Consider the following 24,725-nt stretch of genomic DNA (forward strand, 5'->3'; position numbering starts at 1 on the left):
CCCCCGCGCCCGGCGACGCCGCCCCCCAGCGCGGCGCCCAAGCCGACACCGAGCCCGGTGAACCTGGAGAAGATCACCCTCGAGAAACGCGCCCCGATCTCGTTGGAGAAGCGCGCGCAGGGGTTCGGCGAGCTGGTCATCAACCTCAATTGGAATCAACGGGTCGCGCCCGCCAAGGGCTTCTTCGCCAAGCTGGCCGGACCCTCGAGCATCGATCTCGACCTCGGCTGCCTCTTCAAGCTGCGCAACGGCCCGGCCGGGGCGGTCCAGGCGCTCGGCAACGCCTTCGGGAGCCTCCAGCAGCCGCCCTACATCCAGCTGATGGGCGACGACCGTACCGGCGCGAACACCGAGGGCGAGTTCCTGCACATCAATGGCCGCCAGTGGGAGGCGATCGAGAAGGTCCTCGTCTACGCCTTCATCTACCAGGGCGTGCCGAACTGGTCGGCGACCGATGCCGTCGTCACGATCCGCACCCCCGATCAGCCGACCCTGGAGATCCGCCTCGACAGCCACCGCAACGACCAGAACATGTGCGCGTTGGTGCTGCTGGAGAACGACCGCGGCAACATCAAGGTCACCAAGCAGGTCGAGTACTTCCGCGACCATGCCGTGATGGACCGCGCCTACGGCTTCGGCCTGCGCTGGGTCGCCGGGCGCAAGGATTGATGCCGCAGCGACGCGGTGCCATCGGATAAGGGTCGACGCTTGGAGTACGAGATCGAGCTCGCCTGCGGGCGGCTGCGCATTCGCACGGTCCGCGAGGAGCTGCCGCTCGCGCGGCTGATCGGCTTCGCCAGCCGGCAGAACCCGCGCCGCGGCTTCCTCTTCGTCTCGCGCGTCCTCGGCAAGCACGTCCCCTGCGCGCCGCGGGTCATGCGCGACACCTACGAGCGTCTCGCCCGAGCGCTCGGCGACGTGCCCGGCCCGGTGCTCGCGATCGGCCTCGCCGAGACCGCGACCGGCCTCGGCGGCGGGATCGCCGACAGCCTGGCCCGCGGGCGGGCGCGCGACGACGTCCTCTTCCAGCACACGACGAGACACCGCCTCGACGTGCCGGTCCTGCTGCGCTTCGACGAGGTGCACAGCCACGCGCCGGATCACATCCTGTACCGGCCCGATCCGGCGCTCGCGGCGCGCTACCGCGCGACCGAGACGCTCGCGCTGATCGACGACGAGATCACGACCGGGCGCACGCTGACGCGGCTCGCCGACGCACTCGCGGGCCACCTGCCGGCCCTGCGCGAGATCGTGATCCTGAGCCTGGTCAACTGGCTCGACCCGACCGCGCGCGACCGCATCGCGGCGGCGCTGCCGGTGTCGACCCGCTTCGTCAGCCTCCTCGACGGGACCTTCGATTTCCAGCCGGACCCGGCCTTCGCCCCGACGCTGCCGGCCGCGGTCCTGGCCCAGCGCCAGGCACCGCGACCGGCGCGCGCCGACCTCGGGCGGCGTGCGCTGGTGATGCCCCCCGACGGCGCCGCGATCGCCCGCACGGCGCAGGACCTCGTCCAGGGCCTCGCCGATCGGCCGCCCGAGGCCGTCACCGTCATCGGCACCGGCGAGCTCGCGTACCCGGCCTTCCTCGTCGCCGAGGCCCTCGAGGCCTGCGGCCGCGAGGTCCGCTTCCAGGGCACGACGCGCTCGCCGATCCTCCCCGGCGGCGCGATCGCCGACTCGCTCGGCTGCCTCGACGAGCACGGCGAAGGGGTCCAGAACTATCTGCACAACCCACCGGCGCCGGGGGCCTGCACCATCGTCGTCTACGAGTCCGCCCACCGAGACGCCGCCCACAGGCTGCCCGAGCAACTCGGCGCCCGGGTCTGCGTCCTGCCCGACGATGCCTTGACCAGGGCCGCGCCCGAATGACGACACAGCCGATCTTCGCCTTCGTCGACCTCGACGACTCCCTGCTCCAGACACGGGAGAAGTGCCGCCAGGCACCCCTCGTCGAGGCCGCCTACGACCGCGCCGGGGCGCCCCTGTCGTTCCACACGCCGGCGCAGCTCGCGCTGCTCGACCTGCTGCGCCGGGTGACCCTGATCCCGGTCACGGGCCGCAACCTGCGGGCGCTGCGTCAGGTGCGCTCGCCGCGCTTCGCGAGCTACCGGATCACGAGCCACGGCGCCCTCGTCCTCGGACCGGACGAGGACCTGCTGCCGAGCTGGCGGGTGCTGCTCGACGCGCAGGCCGCCCGCTGGGCCGGGCCCCTCGCCGAGGCCGCGGCGCTCGCCGAGGAGTTCATCGCCGCCGAGCGGCTGGCGCTGCGCAGCCGCGTCATCGAGGACCTCGGGGTCCCGGTCTACGTCTCGATCAAGGGTCCCCCGGTCGAGCTCGCGTTCCTGGCCGAGCGGATCGCCCCGCACTGGTCCACCGGGGTGGTGCACAGCAACGACAAGAACCTGGCCCTGCTGCCGCCGTTCGCCGACAAGGCGGCCGCGGTGCGCCACCTGATGGCCGAGATCGAGCGCACCCTCGAGGTCGAGCCGGTCTACATCGGCATCGGCGACAGCCTCACCGACCTGCCCTTCCTGCGCCTGTGCCACTTCGCGCTGGTACCGCAGCACTCGCAGATCCAGGCGCATGCCTGGGCCGTGCCAGGGGGGCTGGCGGAGGCGGGGAAGCTGGGGGACCTGGGTTGACCACGCCCGCGCAGGCCGCACCCCAGCCGATCACCGGCAGCTATGCGGCGGACGATTGCCTCTTCCTGCTGACGCCGCTGGCGGCGCGGTTCGTCTCGATCGCCGAGAAGGAACGCCTGATCCAGCGCGGTGGCCGCCACTACAGCGAGATGATCAGCCGCGAGGGCGCCCCGGACGGACGCTACCTGGAGCTCTTCCGGGCCTTGACGGGGCGTTACCGGGAGCGGCTCGCACGCGAGGTCGTGGCCCTCGCCGGGCACCTCGCCGAGGCCCGCCCGGCACCGCTCGCGATCGTGTCGCTGGCGCGCGCCGGCACACCGTTCGGCGCCCTGCTGCGCCGTGCGCTGACGCAGCGGTTCGCGGTGCCGGCCGCGCACTTCTCGATCTCGATCATCCGCGACCGCGGCATCGACGAGGCCGCGTTGCGCTACCTGCTGCGCACGCGCGGCTACGCCCCCGCGAGCCTCGTCTTCGTCGATGCCTGGACCGCGAAGGGCGTCATCACAGGGGAGCTCAAGGCGGCGATCGCCGCCTGGAACGCACGCGGCGAGGAGCAGCTCGACCCGCGCCTCTACGTCATCGCCGACGTCGGCGGCAGTGCCGACGCCGCGGCGACCTACGACGACTACGCGATCCCCTCCGGGATCCTCAACGCGACCGTCTCGGGGCTCGTCTCGCGCACCATCCTCAACGACGAGATCGGCCCGGGACAATTCCACGGCTGCGTGCTATACGATGACCTGGCGGCGTTCGATCAGACGAACTGGTTCCTCGATCAGGTCACGGCCGCGATGCGCGAGGCCCCCTGCCAACCGCTCCCGCCGAGCGAGCGTGCGGCGCGCGCGGCGATGACGGCCGACTGCGTGCGACGCTGGCAGCGCGACCTGGGCATCGTCGATATCAACCACATCAAGCCCGGGGTCGCCGAGGCGACCCGCGTGATGTTGCGCCGTGTGCCCGAACGCCTGATGCTACGCGATCCGGCGCACCCGGACGTCGCGCACCTGCGGCTGCTCGCCGAGCGCAAGGACATCCCCGTCGCCGTCGATCCGCGGATGCCCTTCAATGCGGTCGCCTTCATCAAGACGTGCCAGTAAGAGGACCTTCGTGACACGCGGATGGAATGACATCCAGCCAAGACCGCCGGCGCTCGCCGCCGTGCCCGCACCGACCAGCTACATGGCGCTCGGCGCCTCCCTCTATCTGCCGGCGACGCGCCGCGACCTCGCCGGCGTCCTCGATCAGGACACCCTGCCCGGGCTGCGCTCGGCGATCGTCTGCACCGAGGATGCCGTGCACGAGCGCGACCTGCCGGCGGCGCTGGAGAACCTCCGCCGGACGCTGCCCGAGCTCGCGCCGACCACCTCGTTGCGCCGCTTCCTGCGCCCGCGCAACCCGGCCGTGCTGGCCGAGATCATGGGCCTCGATGGGCTTCACCACCTCGACGGCCTGGTCCTCCCCAAGGTCGACGAGGAGAGCCTGCTGCACTACGCCGAGCTCGCCGCCCGCGCCCCGCACCTGTCGCTGATGCCGACGATCGAGACCGACATCGTCTTCTCGCGCCGACGCCTCGAGGGCCTGGTCGAGCGACTGCTCGGACTCGACAACCGCATCCTCTGCCTGCGCATCGGCGGCAACGACATCCTGCACCTGCTCGGGCTCAAGCGCCCCAAGCACCTGACCCTCTACGAGACACCGCTGCGCACCATCATCAACGAACTCATCATGACCTGCCGCCCGGCCGGCTTCGAGCTGTCCTCGCCCGTCTTCGAACACATCGACAACCCCCAAGTCCTGCGCGAGGAGGTCCGGCTCGACATCATCCACGGCCTCTGGTCGAAGACCGCGATCCATCCGACCCAGGTCGCGACGATCGAGGACGCCTACCGCGTCTGCCCCGACGATCACGAACTCGCCCGCGAAATCCTCGCCGCGGACGCGCCCGCGGTCTTCCTATCGCACGGGCAGATGGTCGAGCCGACGACCCACTCGCGCTGGGCGCGGCGGATCCTCGAGCGGGCGGCCATCTACGGGATCGCCCGAGCCCCGGCGGGCTACGAGCGGTGAAGGCCATGATCCTGGCCGCTGGGCGCGGCGAGCGGATGCGGCCACTGACCGACCACACCCCGAAGCCGCTCCTGGTGGCCGGCGGCAAGGCGCTGATCGAGCACCAGATCGAGCGCCTCGCGGCGGCCGGGTTCGAGGATCTGGTCATCAACCACGCCCACCTCGGCGAGCAGATCGAGGCCCTCGTCGGCGACGGCGCCCGGTGGGGGATCCGGGTGCGCTATTCGCGCGAGGAACGGGCGCTGGAGACCGGCGGCGGCATCTTCCAGGCCCTGCCCCTCGTCGGCCCGGAACCCTTTCTCGTCGTCAACGGCGATATCTGGACGGACCTGGCCTTCGCCGGCCTGCGCACCCTTGCACCGCGGCTCGCCCACCTGGTGCTGGTCGCCAATCCGTCCCACCACCCGCGCGGCGACTTCGTGCTGCGTGACGGACAGGTCGTCGATGACGACGGCCCGCGACTGACCTTCAGCGGCATCGGCGTCTATCACCCGGACCTCTTCGCCGGCTGCCGGCCTGGCGCCTTCCCGCTCGCGCCGTTGCTGCGCCAGGCCATGGCCCGTGGTCAGGTGAGCGGCGAACGCCTCGCCGGGCGCTGGTTCGACATCGGCACGCCCGAGCGTTTACAGGCGCTCGATCGGATGCTAAAAGCGCAGACAGGTCCATGAAGCGCCCAAGCGGAGGCCGCCGATGGGGCAAGAGATTGCGACCTCGCGGTTCAGCGCTGCCGATTTCGACGCCTTCGCCGAGCGGCTGCGCGAGGAGACCGAGCTCCTCGCCAGCTGGTTCGCCAACGATGGCCTCGCTGCGGGGCCGGTCACGGCCGGGTTCGAGCTGGAGATCTGGCTCGTCGACGCCCGACGCGCCCCGGCCCCCGTCATCGACCCCCTGCTGCGCCGCCTCGACGACCCCCTCGTCGTGCCCGAGCTCGCGACCTTCAACGCCGAGATCAACTGCCGGCCGCGACCGCTGACCGGCACCGTCCTCACCGACCTCGCCAAGGACCTGACCGACGTCTGGCAGCGCTGCGCGCGCGCCGCCGCGACCCTCGGTGCCGAGACCGCGATGATCGGGATCCTCCCGACCGTGCGGCCCGACGACCTGGTCCTCGACCACATGACGCCGCGCGAGCGCTACCGGGCGTTGAACGAACGCATCCTCGCGCTGCGCGCCGGCCGGCCCCTGGTCCTCGCGATCGACGGCGACGAGCCGCTGCGGATCGAGCGCACGGACGTCATGCTCGAGGCCGCCGCGACCTCGTTCCAACTCCACGTCAAGGTGCCGCCCCGGCTCGCCGCCCGGGCCTACAACCTCTCGAAGATCCTGTCGGCGCCGATGGTCGCCATCACCGCCAATTCACCCTTCCTGTTCGGCCACCGGCTCTGGCCGGAGACGCGGATCCCGCTGTTCGAACAGGCCGTCGCGGTCGGTGGCTCGATCCTCGGCGAGCGCGTCAACTTCGGCTTCCGCTACGCCAAGCGCTCGATCATGGAGACCTTTCTCGCCAACCTGTCACGCTATCCGATCCTGCTGCCGGAACTCGCCGACGCGCCACCGGAGCAGCTTGCGCACCTGCGCCTGCACAACGGCACCATCTGGCGCTGGAACCGCCCGCTGATCGGCTTCGATGATGACGGCCGACCGCACATTCGCATCGAGCATCGCGTGATCCCGGCCGGTCCGACGATCGCCGACGCCATCGCCAACGCCGCCCTCTACTATGGCGCGCTCCAGGCGCTCCTCGACGAGCCCGAGCCGATCGAGCGGGCGCTGGCGTTCCCGCACGCCCGGGCCAACTTCTACGCCGCGGCCCGCCAAGGGCTGGACACCAAGATTCATTGGCTGCGCGGGCGTCCCGAGCCGATCCTCGCGGTCCTGCGCGAGGACCTGCTACCGCGGGCCCACGCAGGCCTCGCCGCGCTCGGGATCCCGGAGCCCGAGCGCGACCAGTGGCTCGCGATCATCGCCGGGCGCATCGCGAACCGTCAGACGGGCGCCGCCTGGCAGCAGGCCTGGGTCGCGCGCCATGGCCCGGACATGGCCGGGCTGCTCGACGCCTACCTCGCCCGGCAGACCCGCGGCGCGCCAGTGCATGAATGGGCGATCGAACCCTGACGCCGACAAGGACCTGGCGGCCATCGGCTCGCCGGTGCCGTGAAACATGCCACCGCCCCCCGTCGGGTTACGGCGCGCGCTGGGCTCTTCGTCGTCGGCGAGCGCCGTGCCAGCGCGCCTCACCCGACCTACGGCCGTGCCGATGTCGCCGGGGCCGTAGGTCGGGTTAGCCCCTCGGGGCGTAACCCGACGGCTGGCGGCGCGGCGCCGGGCGAGGCCGCTGTCGGGTTACGGCGCGCGCTGGGCTGTTCGTTGTCGGCGAGCGCCGTGCCAGCGCGCCTCACCCGACCTACGGCCGTGCCGATGTCGCCGGGGCCGTAGGTCGGGTTAGCCCCTCGGAGCGTAACCCGACGGCTGGCGGCGCGGCGCCGGGCGAGGCCACTGTCGGGGCCTACTTGCCGATGCAGAAGGAGGAGAAGATCCGGTCCAGCAGGTCTTCGCTGGAGAAGGCGCCGGTGATCTCGCCGAGGGCGCCGTGGGCATTGCGCAGGTCCTCGGCGACGAGCTCGAGGCCGCCAGCGTCCGCCATCGCCCCGGCATGGCGGAGGGCCGCCAGCGTCCGCTCGAGTGCGTCGATGTGGCGCCGCCGGGTCAGGAAGGAGCCCTCGCCACCTGTCCCGGTCGTCGCGATCGCCCGCAGGTGTGCCCGCAGCTGGGCCAGGCCGTCGCCGGTGACGGCCGAGATCCCGATCTCGGTGCCGCCCTCGGTGGCCCGCGTGTAGCCGCCCTCGCCGAGCAGGTCGAGCTTGTTGCGCACGATGGTCCGGGCGACGCCCGCGAGCCCGGCCAGGTGCGCATCGATCGCGACCTCGTGCGCGGTGGCATCGACGACCCAGAGGACATGGTCAGCCCGCTCGAGGGCCTGGCGCGCGCGGCGCACCCCCTCCCGCTCGACCGGGTCCTCGCTCTCGCGCAGGCCGGCCGTGTCGATCAACTGCATCGGGATGCCGTCGATCGCGATCTCCTGGCGCAGCAGGTCGCGCGTCGTACCCGGTACCTGGGTGACGATCGCGACCTCATCGCCGGCGAGCGCGTTCATCAGGCTCGATTTCCCGGCGTTCGGCAGCCCCGCGACGACGACCGTCAGTCCCTCGCGATAGACGCGCCCGTGGTTGGCACCAGCCAGGATCGCCTCGGTCGCCTCGATCAGGCGCCCGAGCGCTCCGCCGATCGCCACCGGGTCGCTCAGGTCGGTCGAATCGTCGGGAAAATCGAGGTTCGCCTCGACCAGGGTGCGCAACTGCACGAGGTCCTCGGCGAGGGCCGAGATCCGGCGCGAGAAGTCCCCGCGCAGCATCCGCAGCGCGAGCCCGGCCGCCTGGGCGGTCCGCGCCTCGATGAGGTCGGCGATCGCCTCGGCCTGGACCAGATCGATCTTCCCGTTCAGGAAGGCCCGTTGGCTGAATTCCCCGGGTCGGGCGATCCGGGCGCCGAGGTCGATGACGCGCCGCAGGAGGGCGTCGAGGACGACCGGGCCACCATGTCCCTGAAGCTCCAGGACATCGTCGCCGGTGAAGGAGTGCGGGGCCTCGAAGAAGAGCGCGATGCCGACATCGAGGGCATCGCCGGCGGCATCGCGGAAGGCCGCGGTCGTCGCCCGCCGTGGTTCCGGCAGGCGACCGACGACGGCGGCCGCGATCCGCCGCACGGCCGGCCCGGCGACCCGGACGATCCCGACGCCGCCGATCCCCGGGGGCGTCGCGATCGCCGCGATCGTGTCAGCCGTCTGCATCGCAATGATTCAACCTAGTGCAAGACTGCGCAATTCCCGAGACCGCACGCGGCGGCCTGCAACCCTCGCGTGGTAGGAGCCCGCTTGCGGGCGATCTTCGCCGCCACGCGCGAGCTGCTCGCCCGCAAGCGGGCCCCTACGGAGCGCGGATTCTTAGTAACGATTCAAGCACAGCCGGTACATCTTCTGGTAACTACGAAACACGCGAAACACGCGAAAGGGCCGAACTTACACGCAAGAATCTGCCGTTTTTTCGCGACTTTTGTGTATTTCTTAGTGTCTTGTCGTCTTCGCGCTTGTGTCGTTTGTTTCTGAACCCTTCCTTAGGGTGACATGAAAGAGCGGCCCGGTAGTTCCGAAGCGAGACCATAGAGGCGGCGGTTGGACGGTGCCCGAGGGCCACCGTGCGCGACGTCCATCGGGCGCCGTAGCGGCCTTCACCGTGCGGGCGAGCAGGACCCACGTAACGCCGCCCCTCTACCGTTTCGACGACCTCGATCCATGAGGAATCGGTCGACGGCCGTTCTTCGGTTCAACGACGACCGTGGTCGACACCGTCGCGACACGGTGCCGAGCAGATGGCAGGATTCGCGTACGGAGGTCGGGTGACGGCACGAGGCCGTCACACGGGTTTCCGGTCGAGGCGAGCCGTATTCGTTCCAGATGACGTCAGCGCACGCTACTTCTTCGCCTTCTGGCCCTTCATCCCCTTCATGATGAACCACTGCTGGGCGATCGAGAGGATGTTGTTGACCGTCCAGTAGAGGACCAGGCCGGCCGGGAAGAATGCGAAGAAGACCGTGAAGACGAACGGCAAGCTCATCATCACCTTCGCCTGGATCGGATCCGGCGGCAGCGGATTGAGCTTGGTCTGGACGAACATCGAGACGCCCATCAGCAGCGGCAGGACATAGTAAGGGTCCGGCGCCGAGAGGTTGTTCAACCAGAACATGAAGGGCGCATGCCGCAGCTCGACGCTCTCCAAGAGCACCCAGTACAGAGAGATGAAGACCGGGATCTGGATCAGGATCGGCAGGCAGCCACCGAGCGGATTGATCTTCTCCTTGCGATAGAGATCCATCATCGCCTGGTTGAGGCGCTCCTTGTCGTCCCCGTACCTGTCCTTCAGCGCTTGGAGACGCGGGGCCAGTTCGCGCATCCCGGCCATCGAGCGGTAGCTCGTCTCGGAGAGCTTGTAGAACAGACCCTTGATGAGGATCGTCAGGACGATGATCGACCAGCCCCAGTTGCCGATCACGCTGTGGATCTTGTCCAGGACCCAGAAGATCGGTTGCGCGAGCACGGTCAGCCAACCGTAGTCGACGGCCAGCTCCAGGCCCGGGGCGATCGAGGCCAGGACGTTCTGGAGCTTCGGCCCGACGAACAGGCTCTCCTCGAGGACCTCCTCGGCGCCGGGCGCCACGGCGAAGGCCGGCGAGTACATGCCGATGATGTAGCGGTCGCCGTCGACGATGTTCGTGTAAAAGGTATAGAGGCGATCGCGCGGGGGTATCCAGGCCGCCATGAAGTAATGCTGGATCATCGCGATCCAGCCATCGTTGACGTCGCGATTCAGCGCATCGTCCTTCATGTTGGAGAAGGAGACCTTCTTGTACTTGTCCTCGGGGCTGTAGTAGACGCCACCGGTATAGGTACGGACGAAGCGCGACGCCTCGATCGGTTTGTAGTCGGTCCGCTGAAGCTGGCTGTAGAGGCGCATCGCCAGCGGCTCATCGCCGCCGTTGACGATCCGGTGCGAGACATCGACCTCGTAGCTGCCGCGGCGGAAGCGATAGGTCTTGATGACCTCGATGCCGTCCTCGCCCTGCCAGCGCAGGTCGACGCTCAGCTCATCGCGATCGCCGAGCTCGTAGGTATCCTGCGACGCCTGAAAGACGGCATTATGGTTCGGCAGTTGATCCGCCGCGCCGCCGAGCAGACCCGACTGGGCGATGAACAGGTTCGGCTTCTCGGCCTTGAAGAGCTGGAACTGCTCATCCTGGCGGTCCGGCGAGACCTTGTAGTCCTTCAGCCAGACGTTGACGAGCGACCCGCCCCGCGTCGCGAGATCGACCCGCAGGACGTCCGTCTCGACGCGCACGACCCCGGAATCGAGCTGGACGCTCGGGGAGCTATCGACGACGCCATCGGTCGCCGCCGCCTCGACTGGCACCCCCTCCGGGACTGCCGACCCCGTCGCCTCGACCGTCGACGAAACGGCGCGTTCTTCCAGTATCGGCCCGTAATCCCTGACCCACGCTTGATAGAGCAAGAAAGAGACGAAGCCCAGGCTGAGGACGAGGATCAACCGATAGTTATCCATCTTTGGCTATTTTCGTTTCGTCGTTGTAGGGACTGGATCGACACCGCCTTCGTGCCACGGATGGCAACGAGACAGGCGTGCAATCGTGAGCAGGCCGCCGCGCAGGGCGCCGTGGCGTTCGATCGCCTCCACGGCGTAGTGCGAGCAGCTCGGGTAGAACCGACAATGGTTCCCGAGGAGTGGGCTGAGGACGTACTGATAGGCCTTGATCAGCGCGATGAGCAATTTACCCATCATGGTCGGCGAATCTCCGCCAGTGCGAACGGAGCGCGTCGAACAGCGCCTGGTTCGGCTGCGCGACAGCCGCATGCCTTGCGATGACCACGTAATCCATGGCACGGACCTGCGCACGGGCTGACCGAAAGCTCTCCCGGATGATCCGCTTGATACGGCTTCGATCGACGGACCTTCGGACGCTTCGCTTTGAGACGGCAAGACCTAATCTCGCTTCACCGGCGAGATTAGGTCGCGCGCGAACGATGAAAAAGGCGTCGGTCTTCTTGACGGACTCGGCGAAGACCAGGCGAAACTGCCCGGCCGACCTGAGCCGCGCGGTCCGAGGGAAGGTCCGATCAGGGCCCCCGCGGCTACGGGCAGAGCCGCTTACGGCCCTTGGCACGGCGCGCGGCGAGGACAAGCCGGCCACCCCTCGTTGCCCGACGGGCCCGGAACCCGTGCGTATGCGCCCGCTTCACCCGGCTCGGCTGGAAAGTTCTCTTCATTGTTAGACTCGAATATCGGGATAAAAATCTTTTTTAAGGTACAACAGACTCCCGGTTCGGTCAAGCGCCTATTTTCATCCACCAAAGCGGGCTAAGATCCGAAATCGACACCCCTCACCGATTGCGGCGGCCCGCCGCAACCCCCCCATTGCGAACCTCGCGGAGCGAACCTGTGGCGATTTGGCAAAAATGTGCGGCACGACTGAAAGAAGAGCTTTCGATCGCCGAGTTCAATACCTGGATCATGCCGCTGCAAGTCAGCGAGGAGGGCGGGGTCTTGCGGTTGTTCGCGCCGAATCAATTCGTGCTCGAATGGGTGGAGTCGCATTACCGGGAACGGCTGGAGGCGCTCTGCGGGCAATTCAGCAACGGCCTCGTGGCGACGATCAGCATCGAGGTCGGCACCTCGCAGCGCGAACCGGCCGCGCGGCGCGACGAGGCCACGACCCGGGCGGCGCCGCGGGGCGGCAAGAAGGAGGAGTCGGGCGCCCGCGATACGAATCGGCGGCATGAATCGAACCTCAACCCGGAGTTCACCTTCGAGACCTTCGTCGAGGGAAAGTCCAACCAGATCGCGCGCGCGGCATCGGTGCAGATCGGCAGCAATCCGGGGCGTGCCTACAACCCCTTCTTCATCTACGGCGGCGTCGGGCTCGGCAAGACGCACCTGATGCACGCGATCGGCAATATGATCTCGACGACGAATCCGTCGGCGCGGGTTGTCTACATCCATTCCGAACGGTTCGTCGCCGACATGGTGAGGGCCCTGCAGCACAATCAGATCTCGGAATTCAAGCGCTATTATCGTTCATTGAATGCACTATTGATCGACGATGTCCAATTCTTCGCCGGCAAGGAACGCAGTCAGGAGGAATTCTTTCACACCTTCAACGCCCTCTTCGAATCGAAGCAGCAGATCATCCTGACCAGCGATCGCTATCCGAAGGAGGTGAGCGGGCTGGAGGAGCGGCTGAAGTCGCGGTTCGGCTGGGGTCTCACCGTGTCCGTCGAGCCACCGGATCTGGAGACCCGGGTCGCGATCCTGCAGAGCAAGGCGGCGATCATCGGCGTGGATCTGCCCGAGGAGGTGGGGTTCTTCGTCGCGCGGCGCATCAAGTCGAACATCCGCGAGCTCGAGGGGGCGCTGCGCCGACTGGTGGCGAACGCCGAGTTCACCGGCCAGGAGATGACGGTCGACTTCGCCAAGCTGGTGCTGCGCGACATGCTGGTCGCCCAGGACAAGATGATCACGATCGACAACATCCAAAAGGTCGTGGCCGAGTATTACAAGATCCGAATCAATGAATTGCTTTCGGCGAAGAGGACCCGGTCGATCTCGCGCCCGCGCCAGATCGCGATGACCCTGGCGAAGGAGTTGACGAAACACAGCCTGCCGGAGATCGGCGCCGCCTTCGGTGGCCGCGACCATACGACCGTGATCCATGCGACGAAGAAGATCAATAGCTTGCGACAGGAGGAGCTGGCTGTGGAAGAAGACTACAAGAACCTGTTGAGAATCTTGACGAGTTGATGTGCAAAACTTGGGGAAAAGACGGGGGGCGAAATCATCCACATGGTTTGCACAGGGAATCGCCCCGGTCCTGCACCGCGAGTGCCGCGCGATCGCGTTGGTTGGAAAGGCCTTTTCAGGTTACGTCGGATATCCACAGACGTTACAGCAGACACAGGTAGATAGACATGTACTTTGAAATACGGATCGAAGACATCAACGCGGCGCTCGCATACACGATCGGGGTCGTCGAGAAGCGCTCGACCCTGCCGATCCTCGGTTTCTTCCTCCTGCGCGCGGACGAGGACACCCTCGAGATCGTCAGCACGGACCTGGAGATCGAGATCCAGGCCCGCACCCGCGCCGATGTGCAGACGCCCGGCGCCTGCGTGATCCCGGGGCGCAAGCTCTTCGACATCTGCCGATCGCTACCGAAGGAGACGGTGCTGAAGGTCCGTGCGGAGAAGGACAAGGCGTCCCTGAGCGCCGGGCGCTCCCGCTTCGCGTTGTTGACCCTTGCCGAGCAGGACTACCCGAGGCTGACCGTCACAGGCGCCGACAACGAGATGGAGATCGAGGTCGAGACGCTGCGGCACCTGATCGACAAGACCGCCTTCGCGATGGCGCAGCAGGATGTGCGGTACTATCTGAACGGTATGCTGTTCGCGCGCACGCCCGAGAAGATGATCGGCGTCACGACCGACGGCCATCGCCTGTCGAAGATCGAGATCGCGACCGAGGCCCCGGCGGGCGCCGAGACCGAGGTCATCGTCCCGGGCAAGGCGGTCCAGGAGCTCAAGCGCATCCTTGCGAGCCTGCCGCGCGATGGGCGCATCCGGATGACCTTCGGCGAAGGACTGCTCGGCCTGAGCATCGACGACATCGTCTTCCACACCAAGCTGATCGACGCGAAGTACCCGGACTACGAGCGGGTGATACCGCAGAACCTGACGAAGCGCGCGGTGATCGACAAGGAACAGCTACGCAATGCCCTGATGCGGATGAGCACCATCTCCTACGACAAGTACAAAGGGGTCGAATTCATCTTCGAGGACGGCACGCTGCGGCTCGTATCGAAGAACACCGAACAAGAGATCGCCGAAGAGGATTTCGACATCACCTACGAAGGCGCGAACACCAGCATCGCCTTCAACAGCAGCTATGTCGTCGACGTACTCAATGCGGTGACGACGGAGGCGATCGAACTGAGTTTCGTCGACGGCGACACGAGCGCGATCTGGCGCGGCGAGGGCTGCCCCGAGGAGACCTACGTCATCATGCCGATGCGCCTGTAGGGGACCTTGAAGGCTCGGATCTCGACCCCGCATCGGGACGTCAGCGCCGACCGGTCGGTCGTTTTCCCCTGGGTGGGAGCGGTGCGCGTCGCCTCGCAGGCGCCACGCGCCGGCGACCCTCCAGCGTGTCGCCGGTCCCCCGCGGCTGAAAGGTCGGCACGAGGTGGCGCTTGCCGTTGCCGATCAGGTCGGCGCGGCCCATCGACTTCAAGGCCTCGCGCAGCAGCGGCCAGTTGTTCGGGTCGTGATAGCGCAGGAAGGCCTTGTGCAGACGGCGCTGGCGCAGCTTGCGCACGACGGGGATCGTCGGGGCATCCGGGGTGAGCCGCCGCAACGGATTGCGCCCCGTGTGGTACATCGCCGAGGCGAGGGCCATCGGCGTCGGCAGGAAGGCCTGGACCTGCTCGAGCCGGAAGCCGTTCGCCTTCAGCCAGAGCGCGAGGTGGAGCATGTCCTCGTCCGTGGTCCCGGGATGGGCGGCGATGAAATAGGGGATCAGGTACTGCTCCTTGCCGACCTCGCGGGAGAAGCGCTCGAAGAGGGCCTTGAAGCGATCGAACGCGGCGATGCCCGGTTTCATCATCAGCCCGAGCGGCCCCGCCTCCGTGTGCTCCGGGGCGACCTTCAGATAGCCGCCGACATGGTGGGTCACGAGCTCGCGGACGTAGCGCGGCGCGCGCACCGCGAGGTCGTAGCGCAGGCCGGAGGCGATCAGCACCCGTTTGATCCCGGGCACCTCCCGGACCTCGCGGTAGAGCGCGATCAGCGGGCCGTGGTCCGTATCCAGGTTCGCGCAGATCGCCGGGAAGAGGCAGGAGAGGCGCCGACAGGCCTGCGCGGCACGCGGATCGCGACAACCGAGCCGCCACATGTTCGCGGTCGGACCGCCGAGATCCGAGATCACCCCGGTGAAGCCCGGCGTGCGATCGCGGATCTCGGCGACCTCGCGCAGGATCGAGGCCGGCGAGCGGCTCTGGATCAAACGTCCCTCGTGGACCGTGATCGAGCAGAAGGTACAGCCGCCGAAGCAGCCGCGGACGATGTTCACCGAGCCGCGGATCATCTCCCAGGCCGGCAGACGCGTGCCATCGTAGGCCGGGTGCGGGAGGCGGCTGTACGGCAGCTCGTAGACGCGATCGAGCTCGGGCGTCGTCAGCGGCCAGGGCGGCGGGTTGAGCCAGACGAGTCGATCGCCGTGGCCTTGGATCAGCGCCCGGGCATTGCCGGGGTTGGTCTCCTGGTGCAGGACCCGGGCGGCGTGGGCGTAGAGGACCGGATCGTCGCGGACCTGCTCGAACGAGGGCAATCGCACGACCTGGCGGCCTCGGTCCGCACCGCGGCGCCCCGCCACGGGCATCGCGGCGTCGGCCGGGGCTTGCGGATGGAGCTCCGGGTGATAGGGGTCGGCCGGCGCGGGCACCGGTCCCGGCGCATCGAGGTGCGTCGAGTCGACGGCCTCGTGCGCGGCCGGTGCCTCCCGCGTCAGGAAGGCGGTACCGCGGACATCGCGGATCGCCGCGATCGGCTCGCCGCGCGCCAGGCGATGGGCGACCTCGACGATCGCCCGTTCGCCGTTGCCGTAGATGAGCAGGTCGGCCTTCGCATCGACGAGCACCGAGCGGCGCACGGTGTCGGACCAGTAGTCGTAATGGGCGACGCGGCGTAGGCTCGCCTCGATGCCGCCGAGCACGATCGGCACCTCGCCGAAGGCCTCGCGCGCCCGCTGGGCATAGACGAGCACCGAGCGATCGGGGCGCCGCCCGGGTGCGCTGTCGGGCGTGTAGGCGTCGTCGGAGCGTAGACGACGGTCGGCCGTGTAGCGGTTGACCATCGAATCCATGTTCCCGGCCGTGATGCCAACGAACAGCCCCGGTCGGCCGAGCCGGCGGAAGTCATCGACCCGGGTCCAGTCCGGCTGGGCGATGATGCCGACGCGAAAGCCCTGCGCCTCCAGCAGCCGTCCGATCAGCGCCATCCCGAAGGACGGGTGATCGACATAGGCATCGCCGGTGACCAGGATGACATCGCAACTGTCCCAGCCGAGCGCCTCCATCTCGGCGCGCGACATCGGCAACACAGGCGCGACGCCGAAGCGATGCGCCCAATAGGGACGGTACGAGAAGAGCTCGGGGACGGTCGGCATCTGTGGCATATTGCGGTGCTCGGCGCCCCATTCTATACCGATCCGATCGCATCCCAGCCGCGTAGGGCGGGAAAGCGAAGCGCATCCCGCCGTTGGCTCGGCGTCCCACTCTCTACCGCTTGGATCGCACCCCAGCCCCGATCGGGTCGGGAAAGCGCAGCGCATCCCGCCGTTGGCTCGGCGTCCCACTCTCTACCGCTTGGATCGCACCCCAGCCCCGATCGGGTCGGGAAAGCGCAGCGCATCCCGCCAAGGGCGATCCGCATCCCTACATCCACGGCGGCGCCTCCCCCCGCCGATCGAACGAGCCAGTCGTATTCTGCGCGATGGTCCTATGCTCGGTCGAGTCACCGCGACAGTCTGCGGTGTAGGGTGTGGTGAGGAACGAACCGCACCAAGACCGGCTTGGCGAACGGTGCGGTTCGCAAGCTCACCGCACCCTACAGGTTTCATGCCACGGGGTGGCGTAAGGCACCATGGACGTTAACCCTTGAACGTGTACACCGCGACGTGCGGCCATGCCGCCTGGCCGCGTGAGAATCCTTGTCAGGAGTTGGCACCCCATGAATGGCGGGATGCGCTGCGCTTTCCCGCCCTACGTTCTGAGTGCAAGACCAACTATCCAGGTGGAAATCCGCCCCGGCGGCCGCACAGTCAAACCCCGACGACCCGCGCGAACGCAACCGCCGACCGGGCCGCCGAGCCGGACCGGCCTGTCGTTCGCCCATCAGCCACCGACCGACGAGGGATGCGCCATGTCGAGACCGACGGCGACCGACGAAGAGGTGGAGGCCCTGCTCGGGGACTTCCGACGGATCCGCGCCTTCAGCGAGCAGCTCTGCGAGCCGCTGGCCATCGAGGACTACGGCCTGCAGACGGCCGTCGAGGCAAGCCCGCCCAAGTGGCACCTGGCCCACGTCTCCTGGTTCTACGAGACCTTCCTGCTGCGCCCCTTCCTGCACGGCTATCGGGTCTTCCATCCGCGCTTCGACTACCTCTTCAACAGCTACTACGAGCAGACCGGCAGCGGCTTCTGGCCGCGCCCCGAGCGTGGCCTGCTGTCGCGCCCGACCGTCGCCGAGGTCTACGACTACCGCCACCATGTCGATGCCGCGATGGCCCGGCTGATCGACGACTGCCCGACCGCCGATCGGGCCACGGTCACCGAGCGGCTGCGGATCGGCCTCCATCACGAGCAGCAACATCAGGAGCTCCTGCTGACCGATATCAAGCACCACTTCGCCCACAACCCGCTGCGCCCGGCCTATCGGGCCGACCTGCCACGGGCCGAGCCGAGCGCACCCGAGCCGCTGCGCTGGCAGGCGTTCGAGGGTGGTCTGATCGAGATCGGCGCCGCGGGCGCGGGCTTCGCCTACGACAACGAGCGGCCACGCCACCGCGTCCATCTGGAGCCCTTCGCGCTCGCCGAGCGGCCCGTCAACAACGCCGAGTGGTTGGAATTCATCGCCGACGGCGGCTACGAGGACCCGGCCCTGTGGCTCTCCGACGGCTGGGCCGAGGTGCGTCGACGCGGCTGGCGCGCCCCGCTCTACTGGGAGCGACAGGGGGAGGCATGGGAGATGATGACGCTCGCCGGGATGCGCCCGCTCGATCCCGCCGAGCCGGTTTGCCACCTGAGCTACTACGAGGCCGACGCCTTCGCGACCTGGGCCGGCAAGCGGCTGCCGAGCGAGGCCGAGTGGGAGTGCGCGGCCGGCGACCAGCCGGTCGGCGGCAACTTCGTCGAGACCGGCACGCTGCACCCGCGCCCGGCGGCCGGGCCGGGTCTGCGCCAGCTCTTCGGCGACGTCTGGGAATGGACCGCCTCGGCCTATCTCGGCTACCCGGGCTATCGCGCCGCCCGCGGGGCGCTCGGCGAATACAACGGCAAGTTCATGTGCAACCAGATGGTCCTGCGCGGCGGCTCGTGCGCGAGCGCCCGCGACCATGTCCGGGCCAGCTACCGCAACTTCTTCTATCCGCACGAGCGATGGCAGTTCATGGGGCTGCGACTCGCCGGGGAGGCCCGATGAGGGCGCACGCAACGGCCCGCACTACGCCACGGGAGGGGCATGGCGTCGCGCGCGTGCGCCTCCACGACCACCACCCGGCACCGGCCGACGTGCGCGGCGAGGTCCTCGCGGGGCTCGCCGCGCCGGCCAAGCACCTGCCGCCGAAGCTCTTCTACGACGAGGCTGGTTCGCGGCTCTTCGATGCCATCACGGAGCTTCCCGAGTACTATCCGACCCGCACCGAGATCGGCATCCTGCAGGCGCACGGCGCCGAGATGGCCGCGCGGCTCGGGCGCGGGCGCGTCCTGATCGAGCTCGGCAGCGGCAGCAGCCGCAAGATCCAGACCCTGCTCGCGGCCCTGCAGCCGCGGGTCTATGTCCCGGTCGACATCTCCCGCGAGCACCTGCTCGAATCCGCCCACGCCTTGGCGGCCAGGTTTCCGACGCTAGAGATCCAGGCCGTCTGCGCCGACTACTCGGGCCCCTTCGCGCTGCCGCTCGACCCGACCTGGGGCGGGCTCGCCGCCTTCTTCCCGGGCTCGAGCATCGGCAACTTCGAGCCGGACCAGGCCCGGCGCCTGCTCGGGCGCATCGCCGCCGTCCTCGGCGCCGGCGGCCGGCTCCTGATCGGCGTCGACCTACCCAAGGACCCGGCCGTCCTCGAGGCCGCGTACGATGACGCCCAGGGCGTCACCGCCGCCTTCAACCGCAACCTGCTGACCCGCATCAACCGCGAACTCGGCGGCGACCTGGACCCGCAGGCCTTCGACCACCTGGCCCGCTTCGACACCGAGCGCAGCCGCGTCGAGATGCACCTGGTCAGCCGCCTCGACCAGCAGGCGCGCGTCGCCGGAGAGGTCTTCCGCTTCCGCCGAGGCGAGACCATCCACACCGAGAGCTCTTACAAATACGCCATCGCCGCCTTTCAGCGACTCGCCCAGGCCGCCGGCTTCGTCCCAGAGCAGGTCTGGACCGATCCCCATCAGCGCTTCAGCGTCCATTGCCTGCGCGTCGACTCGTAGGGTACGCGCCGCTCACTCCGCCCTCGATCGCCCCGACACGGCCTGTCGAGGTAGCCCGTGCGGGGCCAGGCGGCCCCGCGATCTTCAGCCTCCTCAGCCGACTTACGGCCCCAGCGCATGTCGGCACGGCCCGGTCGGGTGAGGCGCGCTGGCACGGCGGTCGCTGAGAAAGGGAGGTTCGCACGCGCCGTCACCCGACGGGCGGCTTGGCGTGGTCAGCGATACCGTTTCACGGCAACGCAACCGACGCCTAGCGATGTTGGGTTATGGCGCGCATCCCGCACCCTAGCGGGCGCATCGGGCTCCAAGGTCGGGCACCTGATCCAACCCATGCGGTTCGTGTTGCGACGATGTGGGCCCGGCCACCGCTCGCTCGATGCCGCTCACAGCAGCTTCACCAGGGCCGCCATGGCCCCGACCTGAGCGAACATCAGCGGAATCAACCAGGCCAGCAGGGTGTTGCGACTACGCTCGATCTCGGTCTTCATCTCGCCGCGCAGTTGCTCGATCTGCGTGCGTACCTCCCCGCGTAGCTCCTCGACCTGCGTGCGTACCTCCCCGCGCAACTCCTCGACCTGCGTGCGCACCTCCCCGCGCAGTTCCTCGATCTGCGTGCGCACCTCCCCGCGTAGCTCCTCGATCTGAATCTCGACATCGCGGCGCAGCCGCTCAATCTGCAAGGTCAGGTCCGCCCGCACCTGCTCGATCTCCCGTTGCAGGCGCAGTTCGGTCTCGCGCAGGTGTTGCTGCGTGGCCAGGTCGGGCAGGTGCGGATAACGTCCCTCGAGCCGCTCGAAGGCCTCGGCGATCACCCGCGCCCGCGCGCGATCGTCCGGCGCGCTGGCCAGGGCTTCGTACAACTCGACGACGGACGCCATCTGAGAATCCCCTTGCGTTCGGTGATCGGATTACTCGCGATTATAGCTGGCGGCCCCGGCAACGCCCGAGCGCGAGGCCGCCACCAAGCCCCTACCTGCCGAGGAGCGCGAGGTGGGCGGCGACCAAGGCGAACGGTCAGCGGCCGCGGGGCCGTGTGATCCCAGGCCGCGGTGACCCGTTGTTGTATTGGCGAAATGTGTCATATCAGACCTGGCCCGACATCCCCTGAGACCACGAAATCGGGGTTGAGTCCCGGATTACACAAAGAACCCCACATCCTGACGACCCCAGCCCGCACGATGCTATAAGGCGAGACCCCGACCCCGGACCCCAATTACAGTCCCAGGATGACGGATACACCGCCATCGTCGTAGCCTAAGGTTCAGCATTGCAGGCCTCAGGCACCGCCATGAGCCAAAGTACAGACTATGACACCGACTACGTGCGCTGGTTGGAAGACCAGGCGCGCCATCTCCGGGCGGGCGACCTCGACCGACTCGATCGGGAGCGCCTTTCGGAGGAGCTCGACGGTATGAGCCGAAGCGAGCGGCGACAACTGCGCAACCGTCTGATCATTTTGGTTTTGCATCTCCTCAAGATGCAGTGCCATCCTGAACGTCGTTCCCGCAGCTGGGACGTGACCGTCATCACCCAGCGGATCGACATCAAGCTCTTGCTCAGAGAGAGCCCGAGCCTGCGACCAACGCTGGCTCCGGCCCTGGACGAGATCTACGACACGGCTCGGCGCGACGCGGCGCAGGAGACCAGGCTGGAGCTGAACCGCTTTCCGGCGACCTGCCCCTTCACCATCGATCAGGTTCTGGACGATGAGTATTGGCCGGGCGGCAGGGAGGGCGACCTCGGGTGAACGGCCGCTACGGCCAAGACCCCGTTGACCCTGCCATTCGTCGACCTTGGCCGCGCACCCCCGGTGCAACGACCTAGCCGCGACAGATCTCTACCTGACCCCCGTCCCCGCGATACCTCTGAGGCCTCCTGGGATCGCCGAGCCCCAGCTCGGCCAACAGCGGCGGCGACGGACGCCCGAGCTGTCGCCCACTGCCCGGCGCCAAAGGCAATCGGCAGCGATGCTGCAGAACTCTAGGCCAAATGGCAGATTAGCCCCACGAGCTCGAGTGTCGTCCGCTGGGCCGGCCGGTCGGCGGAGAAGACAGCCCGAACACCGTCACGGCCCGCCGTTCGGTTCGAAATTTGGGCCCTGCATTCTTCTCCTACAGCCCGAAATGTTGCATTTCAAGACCTGACCCCGGTCCTGACCCTCGGCTATTGTATTGGGCATCGATCCGATCCAGTATGGCCAACGCTTGCTGAACATCACCAGTGGCCGCCAGGGTGCGGAAATGGTTTTCTGTGTCCCAAGACGCCAGCGCTTGCGTGCTCAATTCTTCTATGAGCTTGTTCACGCTTAGACCACGGCGACGCGCCAATGCCTTGAGCCGCTCGGTGGTGTCATCGGGCAATCTGATTGTCAAAGTGCTCATTGCCATTCCTCCAGACTTTCCACGGGAGTCAAGATACGGAGATCACCAAGTCGCAATTCGCCGCGTCGCACATCACGCACATTGTGCGTAACAATCGCAGCGGCGCCCCCTGCCAACGCCAACTCGATCAAGTGATTGTCCGCTTCGTCAGGCAAATTGGGACGCCAGCCATAATATACTTTGACCCATCGCCCTTGCTTCGCCAATGCCGACAGCACCTGTAACCGCTCGGCCGGCGTCGTGGTTTCACCCCACACCTGGTGCCCGAGCAAATCCTGATATTCCAACCACAGCGCATTACCAAACAGCGGTTGGAAGACCCCAGTCAGTGCCCGTCGCAACACCCCGCGCGATGCGCCACCAGTGGAACGCAGAGCAGAAACAAAAACATTGGTATCAATCACGACTGGGATCATAATGACAGCATATATGCTAGCATCGGTGCTTGCAACGACCAGCCACCGGCACGGGAGCGCGGCGCCGCCAGACCCACCCCGGGCGGCGTGACGGTGGCCGAGGGCCTGGCAGGCAAGAGGAAAGACCCGACCCCATATCGTTCGCAACTTCGGTGCCGAGCGTCCCGGCCAGGCCAGAATGTTGCTTTTCGAGATCTGACCCCATTGCTTTTTCTCTGTGGTTCAATCCTCACAGCAAGAACGGAACAAAGCGCCTCAAGCGTTAATTTTTCACCACCGAGAACACAGAGGGCTCAGAGAATGGAAAATTGAGTCCCCTCCGAAGTAACGGAGCTCAAAAGGCAAAAGACAAGACCTGACACGTTCCAGACGTTCTCGGGCGCCTTGCGATCGCACCCACCCCATGGCAGAGTACGGGTATGAACTCGAGCGTTGCACTCTATGAAGCCCTGACCAGCGCCCCGGACGAGCGCGCGCGGGCGCGTGTCATTGCCGAGGCCTTCGAGCGCTTGGAAGAGCGCTATCCCCATCTGCCGGAATTGGCTACCCAGGGCCATGTACGCGAGAGCGAGCTGCGCTTGCAGAAGGAGATCGAGCGAGTCCGTGCCGAACTCAAGCTAGACATCGAGCAGGTCCGCGGTGCGTTGCGCGAGAGCGAGTTGCGGCTGCTCAAAGAGATCGAGCAGGTGCGCGGCGAGGTGGCGCGCACCAAGGTGGATCTTCTCAAGTGGATCGTGCCGCTGATGTTCGCCCAGGTTGCCGCGATCGCCGCCCTGGTGAAACTGCTTTGAGGCGCCCGCTGGGTGTTCGTCCTGGTGCGGCCTTCGTGACCGGGGCGCATCGGCGCACCCGGCAGACCCGCGGTGACGAGGCCGGGTGCCTTGGCGCCAAATGGTGCCTCGCCATCCCGACCTCCGTCCCCGGCGACAACGGCTCGGCGGGGTCGGGTTAGGCGCGGCGGTCGCCGAGCGCGAACAGGCCGGCGCGCGCCGTAACCCGACAGCGGCCTCGTGGGGGTGCGTTGCCGGCCGTCGGGTGACGCCCTGGGGGCCTCGACTGGATGATGGCGCTGCCGAACACCCTGCCAGTGCCCTGTGGCAGAGACTGTCCGACCGCGAGAGGGCCCGACATCCCCTCGGTTGAACGCGGCGGCATCGAGAAAGGCATCGGGCAGGGCTAGGCCCGCTTCCGGCGTCGGCTGATGATATAAGCAGCGTTTCGGTGCCGTCTGCGAGCACTAAGCCCCGAAATGCTGCCTTGCAAGACGCGAGGCTCCCGCTAAATGCCATAATGCGACCCCCTTACTGTGACCCCCTTCCCCGCAAGTGGCATGTAACACGCCTGTTCCGTATCCTGCTGCCTGTCCTCAGGCGGAGAGGCTTCACATGGCAGCCACACACGTCAATGCGCGAGTTCAAAGGCACCGCGAAGCGCTGCGCATGGCAGGGCTCCGCCCGGTACAGATTTGGGTGCCGGATACGCGACGGCCGGGCTTCGCAGAGGAATGTCGCCGTCAGTCTCATCTGGTCGCTGAGGCGGACCGAGCCGACCGGGACATGCAACAGTGGATGGATGACGCACTGAAGGACTTGGACGGCTGGGCGAACTGATGCGCGGCGACTTGGTGACCATCGCCATGCAAGGCGATTTCGGCAAGCCGCGACCCGCTTTGGTGATCCAGGCGGATCACTTCAGCGAGCACGCCACGGTCACCGTGCTGCCGGTGACCAGCACGCTTGTTGCCGCGCCCTTGTTGCGCATCGCCGTTGAGCCCAGTGCGGAGAATGGCCTGCAACAGACATCGCAGGTGATGGTAGACAAGGCTATGACTGTCGAACGCGACAAGGTGGGCCAGACCTTCGGGCGCATCGATGCCGATACGATGGTGGAGGTCGAGCGTTGCCTGGCGGTGTTCTTCGGGATCGCCAAGTAAGCGATGCGATACCTCTGAGGCCCCCTGGGAGCGCCGAGCCCCAGGTCGGCCAACAGCGGCGGCGACGGACGCCCGAGCTGTCGCCCACTGCCCGGCGCCAAAGGCAATCGGCGCGATGCTGCAGAACTCTAGGCCAAATGGCAGATTAGCCCCACGAGCTCGAGTGTCGTCCGCTGGGCCGGCCGGTCGGCGGAGAAGACAACCCGAACACCGTCACGGCCCGCCGTTTGGTTCGAAATTTGGAGCCTGCACTCTTCTCCTACAGCCCGAAATGTTGCATTTCAAGACCTGACCCCATTTCTTGCTCAGAGAACACAGAGGGCTCAGAGAATGGAGAATTGAGTCCCGTCCGAAGTAACGGAGCTCAAAAGGCAAAAGACAAGACCCCGTGTCCCCAGCGTGCCCCCGTGCC

General features: G+C 67.4%; 24 protein-coding genes. 15 read left to right on the plus strand and 9 right to left on the minus strand.

The annotated features are described in order from the left end of the window. From CKO41_RS14650 to CKO41_RS14680, 7 genes are all read left to right on the plus strand, one after another. On the plus strand, positions 1 to 669 hold a 669-nt coding region (locus CKO41_RS14650; RefSeq protein ID WP_420826482.1), incomplete at its 5' end, for a TerD family protein. A gap of 39 nt (positions 670 to 708) precedes the next feature. Beyond that, positions 709 to 1,869 (plus strand): phosphoribosyltransferase domain-containing protein, encoded by a 1,161-nt coding sequence (locus CKO41_RS14655; RefSeq protein WP_200382883.1) that lies wholly within the window; start codon positions 709 to 711, stop codon positions 1,867 to 1,869. Further along, the gene (locus CKO41_RS14660) at positions 1,866 to 2,642 is read left to right on the plus strand and encodes an HAD family hydrolase (RefSeq protein ID WP_200382884.1); all 777 of its coding nucleotides are present in this window, start codon (positions 1,866 to 1,868) and stop codon (positions 2,640 to 2,642) included. Before CKO41_RS14655 ends, CKO41_RS14660 begins: the two co-directional genes overlap by 4 nt. Beyond that, positions 2,639 to 3,739: a cysteine protease StiP family protein gene (locus CKO41_RS14665; RefSeq protein WP_200254948.1), complete on the plus strand. Its 1,101-nt coding sequence runs from the start codon at positions 2,639 to 2,641 to the stop codon at positions 3,737 to 3,739. Before CKO41_RS14660 ends, CKO41_RS14665 begins: the two co-directional genes overlap by 4 nt. 10 nt (positions 3,740 to 3,749) lie before the next feature. Further along, positions 3,750 to 4,709 carry an HpcH/HpaI aldolase/citrate lyase family protein gene (locus CKO41_RS14670; RefSeq protein ID WP_338113835.1) on the plus strand — a complete coding sequence of 320 codons (960 nt, stop codon included), beginning with the start codon at positions 3,750 to 3,752 and terminating at the stop codon, positions 4,707 to 4,709. Continuing rightward, entirely contained in the window at positions 4,706 to 5,377 is a 672-nt protein-coding gene (gene murU / locus CKO41_RS14675; protein WP_200382885.1) for an N-acetylmuramate alpha-1-phosphate uridylyltransferase MurU, read from the plus strand. Before CKO41_RS14670 ends, murU begins: the two co-directional genes overlap by 4 nt. A 22-nt stretch (positions 5,378 to 5,399) precedes the next feature. Continuing rightward, positions 5,400 to 6,824, plus strand: a complete 1,425-nt coding sequence (locus CKO41_RS14680) for a glutamate-cysteine ligase family protein (protein WP_200382886.1) — start codon at positions 5,400 to 5,402, stop codon at positions 6,822 to 6,824. 391 nt (positions 6,825 to 7,215) lie between these two features. Here the strand turns inward: CKO41_RS14680 and mnmE are convergent, their stop codons facing one another. The 5 genes from mnmE to rpmH form a co-directional block, all read right to left on the minus strand. Next, positions 7,216 to 8,556: a tRNA uridine-5-carboxymethylaminomethyl(34) synthesis GTPase MnmE gene (gene mnmE, locus CKO41_RS14685; protein ID WP_200382887.1), complete on the minus strand. Its 1,341-nt coding sequence runs from the start codon at positions 8,554 to 8,556 to the stop codon at positions 7,216 to 7,218. 679 nt (positions 8,557 to 9,235) lie between these two features. After that, on the minus strand, positions 9,236 to 10,879 hold the full coding sequence (yidC, locus tag CKO41_RS14690) for a membrane protein insertase YidC (RefSeq protein WP_200382888.1): 1,644 nt from the start codon (positions 10,877 to 10,879) through the stop codon (positions 9,236 to 9,238). A 6-nt stretch (positions 10,880 to 10,885) separates the two neighbouring features. Further along, complete coding sequence (yidD, locus tag CKO41_RS14695; RefSeq protein ID WP_200382898.1) at positions 10,886 to 11,113, minus strand: membrane protein insertion efficiency factor YidD; 228 nt, start codon at positions 11,111 to 11,113, stop codon at positions 10,886 to 10,888. Next, positions 11,106 to 11,525 carry a ribonuclease P protein component gene (rnpA, locus tag CKO41_RS19190; protein ID WP_420826483.1) on the minus strand — a complete coding sequence of 140 codons (420 nt, stop codon included), beginning with the start codon at positions 11,523 to 11,525 and terminating at the stop codon, positions 11,106 to 11,108. Before rnpA ends, yidD begins: the two co-directional genes overlap by 8 nt. Continuing rightward, on the minus strand, positions 11,467 to 11,601 hold the full coding sequence (gene rpmH, locus CKO41_RS14705) for a 50S ribosomal protein L34 (protein ID WP_200252054.1): 135 nt from the start codon (positions 11,599 to 11,601) through the stop codon (positions 11,467 to 11,469). Before rpmH ends, rnpA begins: the two co-directional genes overlap by 59 nt. Before the next feature lie 172 nt (positions 11,602 to 11,773). Here rpmH and dnaA point away from each other — a divergent pair, with 172 nt between their 5' ends. Both dnaA and dnaN read left to right on the plus strand, forming a co-directional pair. Next, entirely contained in the window at positions 11,774 to 13,132 is a 1,359-nt protein-coding gene (gene dnaA, locus CKO41_RS14710; RefSeq protein WP_200382889.1) for a chromosomal replication initiator protein DnaA, read from the plus strand. Positions 13,133 to 13,299: 167 nt separating this feature from the next. Beyond that, entirely contained in the window at positions 13,300 to 14,406 is a 1,107-nt protein-coding gene (dnaN, locus tag CKO41_RS14715; RefSeq protein WP_200252050.1) for a DNA polymerase III subunit beta, read from the plus strand. Positions 14,407 to 14,446: 40 nt separating this feature from the next. Here dnaN and CKO41_RS14720 read toward each other — a convergent pair whose 3' ends face one another. Beyond that, positions 14,447 to 16,549, minus strand: coding sequence for a YgiQ family radical SAM protein (locus tag CKO41_RS14720; RefSeq protein WP_200382899.1), 2,103 nt, complete (start codon positions 16,547 to 16,549; stop codon positions 14,447 to 14,449). Positions 16,550 to 17,304: 755 nt separating this feature from the next. Between CKO41_RS14720 and egtB the strand changes: the two genes are divergently transcribed. Next, on the plus strand, positions 17,305 to 18,582 hold the full coding sequence (egtB, locus tag CKO41_RS14725) for an ergothioneine biosynthesis protein EgtB (RefSeq protein WP_200382890.1): 1,278 nt from the start codon (positions 17,305 to 17,307) through the stop codon (positions 18,580 to 18,582). Further along, positions 18,579 to 19,583 carry an L-histidine N(alpha)-methyltransferase gene (gene egtD / locus CKO41_RS14730; RefSeq protein ID WP_200382891.1) on the plus strand — a complete coding sequence of 335 codons (1,005 nt, stop codon included), beginning with the start codon at positions 18,579 to 18,581 and terminating at the stop codon, positions 19,581 to 19,583. The genes egtB and egtD overlap by 4 nt, the downstream gene beginning before the upstream one ends. A 383-nt stretch (positions 19,584 to 19,966) precedes the next feature. Here egtD and CKO41_RS14735 read toward each other — a convergent pair whose 3' ends face one another. After that, entirely contained in the window at positions 19,967 to 20,461 is a 495-nt protein-coding gene (locus tag CKO41_RS14735; protein ID WP_200382892.1) for a DUF1640 domain-containing protein, read from the minus strand. Between the two features lie 389 nt (positions 20,462 to 20,850). Between CKO41_RS14735 and CKO41_RS14740 the strand changes: the two genes are divergently transcribed. Further along, on the plus strand, positions 20,851 to 21,330 hold the full coding sequence (locus tag CKO41_RS14740; protein WP_242464352.1) for a DUF29 domain-containing protein: 480 nt from the start codon (positions 20,851 to 20,853) through the stop codon (positions 21,328 to 21,330). A 364-nt stretch (positions 21,331 to 21,694) separates the two neighbouring features. Here the strand turns inward: CKO41_RS14740 and CKO41_RS14745 are convergent, their stop codons facing one another. Then, positions 21,695 to 21,964: a ribbon-helix-helix domain-containing protein gene (locus CKO41_RS14745; RefSeq protein ID WP_200382893.1), complete on the minus strand. Its 270-nt coding sequence runs from the start codon at positions 21,962 to 21,964 to the stop codon at positions 21,695 to 21,697. Next, entirely contained in the window at positions 21,961 to 22,368 is a 408-nt protein-coding gene (locus tag CKO41_RS14750) for a PIN domain-containing protein (RefSeq protein ID WP_338115597.1), read from the minus strand. Before CKO41_RS14750 ends, CKO41_RS14745 begins: the two co-directional genes overlap by 4 nt. A 431-nt stretch (positions 22,369 to 22,799) precedes the next feature. Between CKO41_RS14750 and CKO41_RS14755 the strand changes: the two genes are divergently transcribed. From CKO41_RS14755 to CKO41_RS14765, 3 genes are all read left to right on the plus strand, one after another. After that, positions 22,800 to 23,171, plus strand: a complete 372-nt coding sequence (locus CKO41_RS14755) for a DUF1640 domain-containing protein (RefSeq protein ID WP_200382895.1) — start codon at positions 22,800 to 22,802, stop codon at positions 23,169 to 23,171. 648 nt (positions 23,172 to 23,819) lie between these two features. Further along, the gene (locus CKO41_RS14760; RefSeq protein WP_242464354.1) at positions 23,820 to 23,990 is read left to right on the plus strand and encodes an antitoxin MazE family protein; all 171 of its coding nucleotides are present in this window, start codon (positions 23,820 to 23,822) and stop codon (positions 23,988 to 23,990) included. After that, positions 23,990 to 24,313: a type II toxin-antitoxin system PemK/MazF family toxin gene (locus tag CKO41_RS14765; protein WP_200382897.1), complete on the plus strand. Its 324-nt coding sequence runs from the start codon at positions 23,990 to 23,992 to the stop codon at positions 24,311 to 24,313. Before CKO41_RS14760 ends, CKO41_RS14765 begins: the two co-directional genes overlap by 1 nt. Positions 24,314 to 24,725: the final 412 nt, after the last annotated feature.

The sequence above is a fragment of the Thiococcus pfennigii genome, assembly GCF_016583835.1.
In the GTDB taxonomy this organism is placed as follows: domain Bacteria; phylum Pseudomonadota; class Gammaproteobacteria; order Chromatiales; family Chromatiaceae; genus Thiococcus; species Thiococcus pfennigii.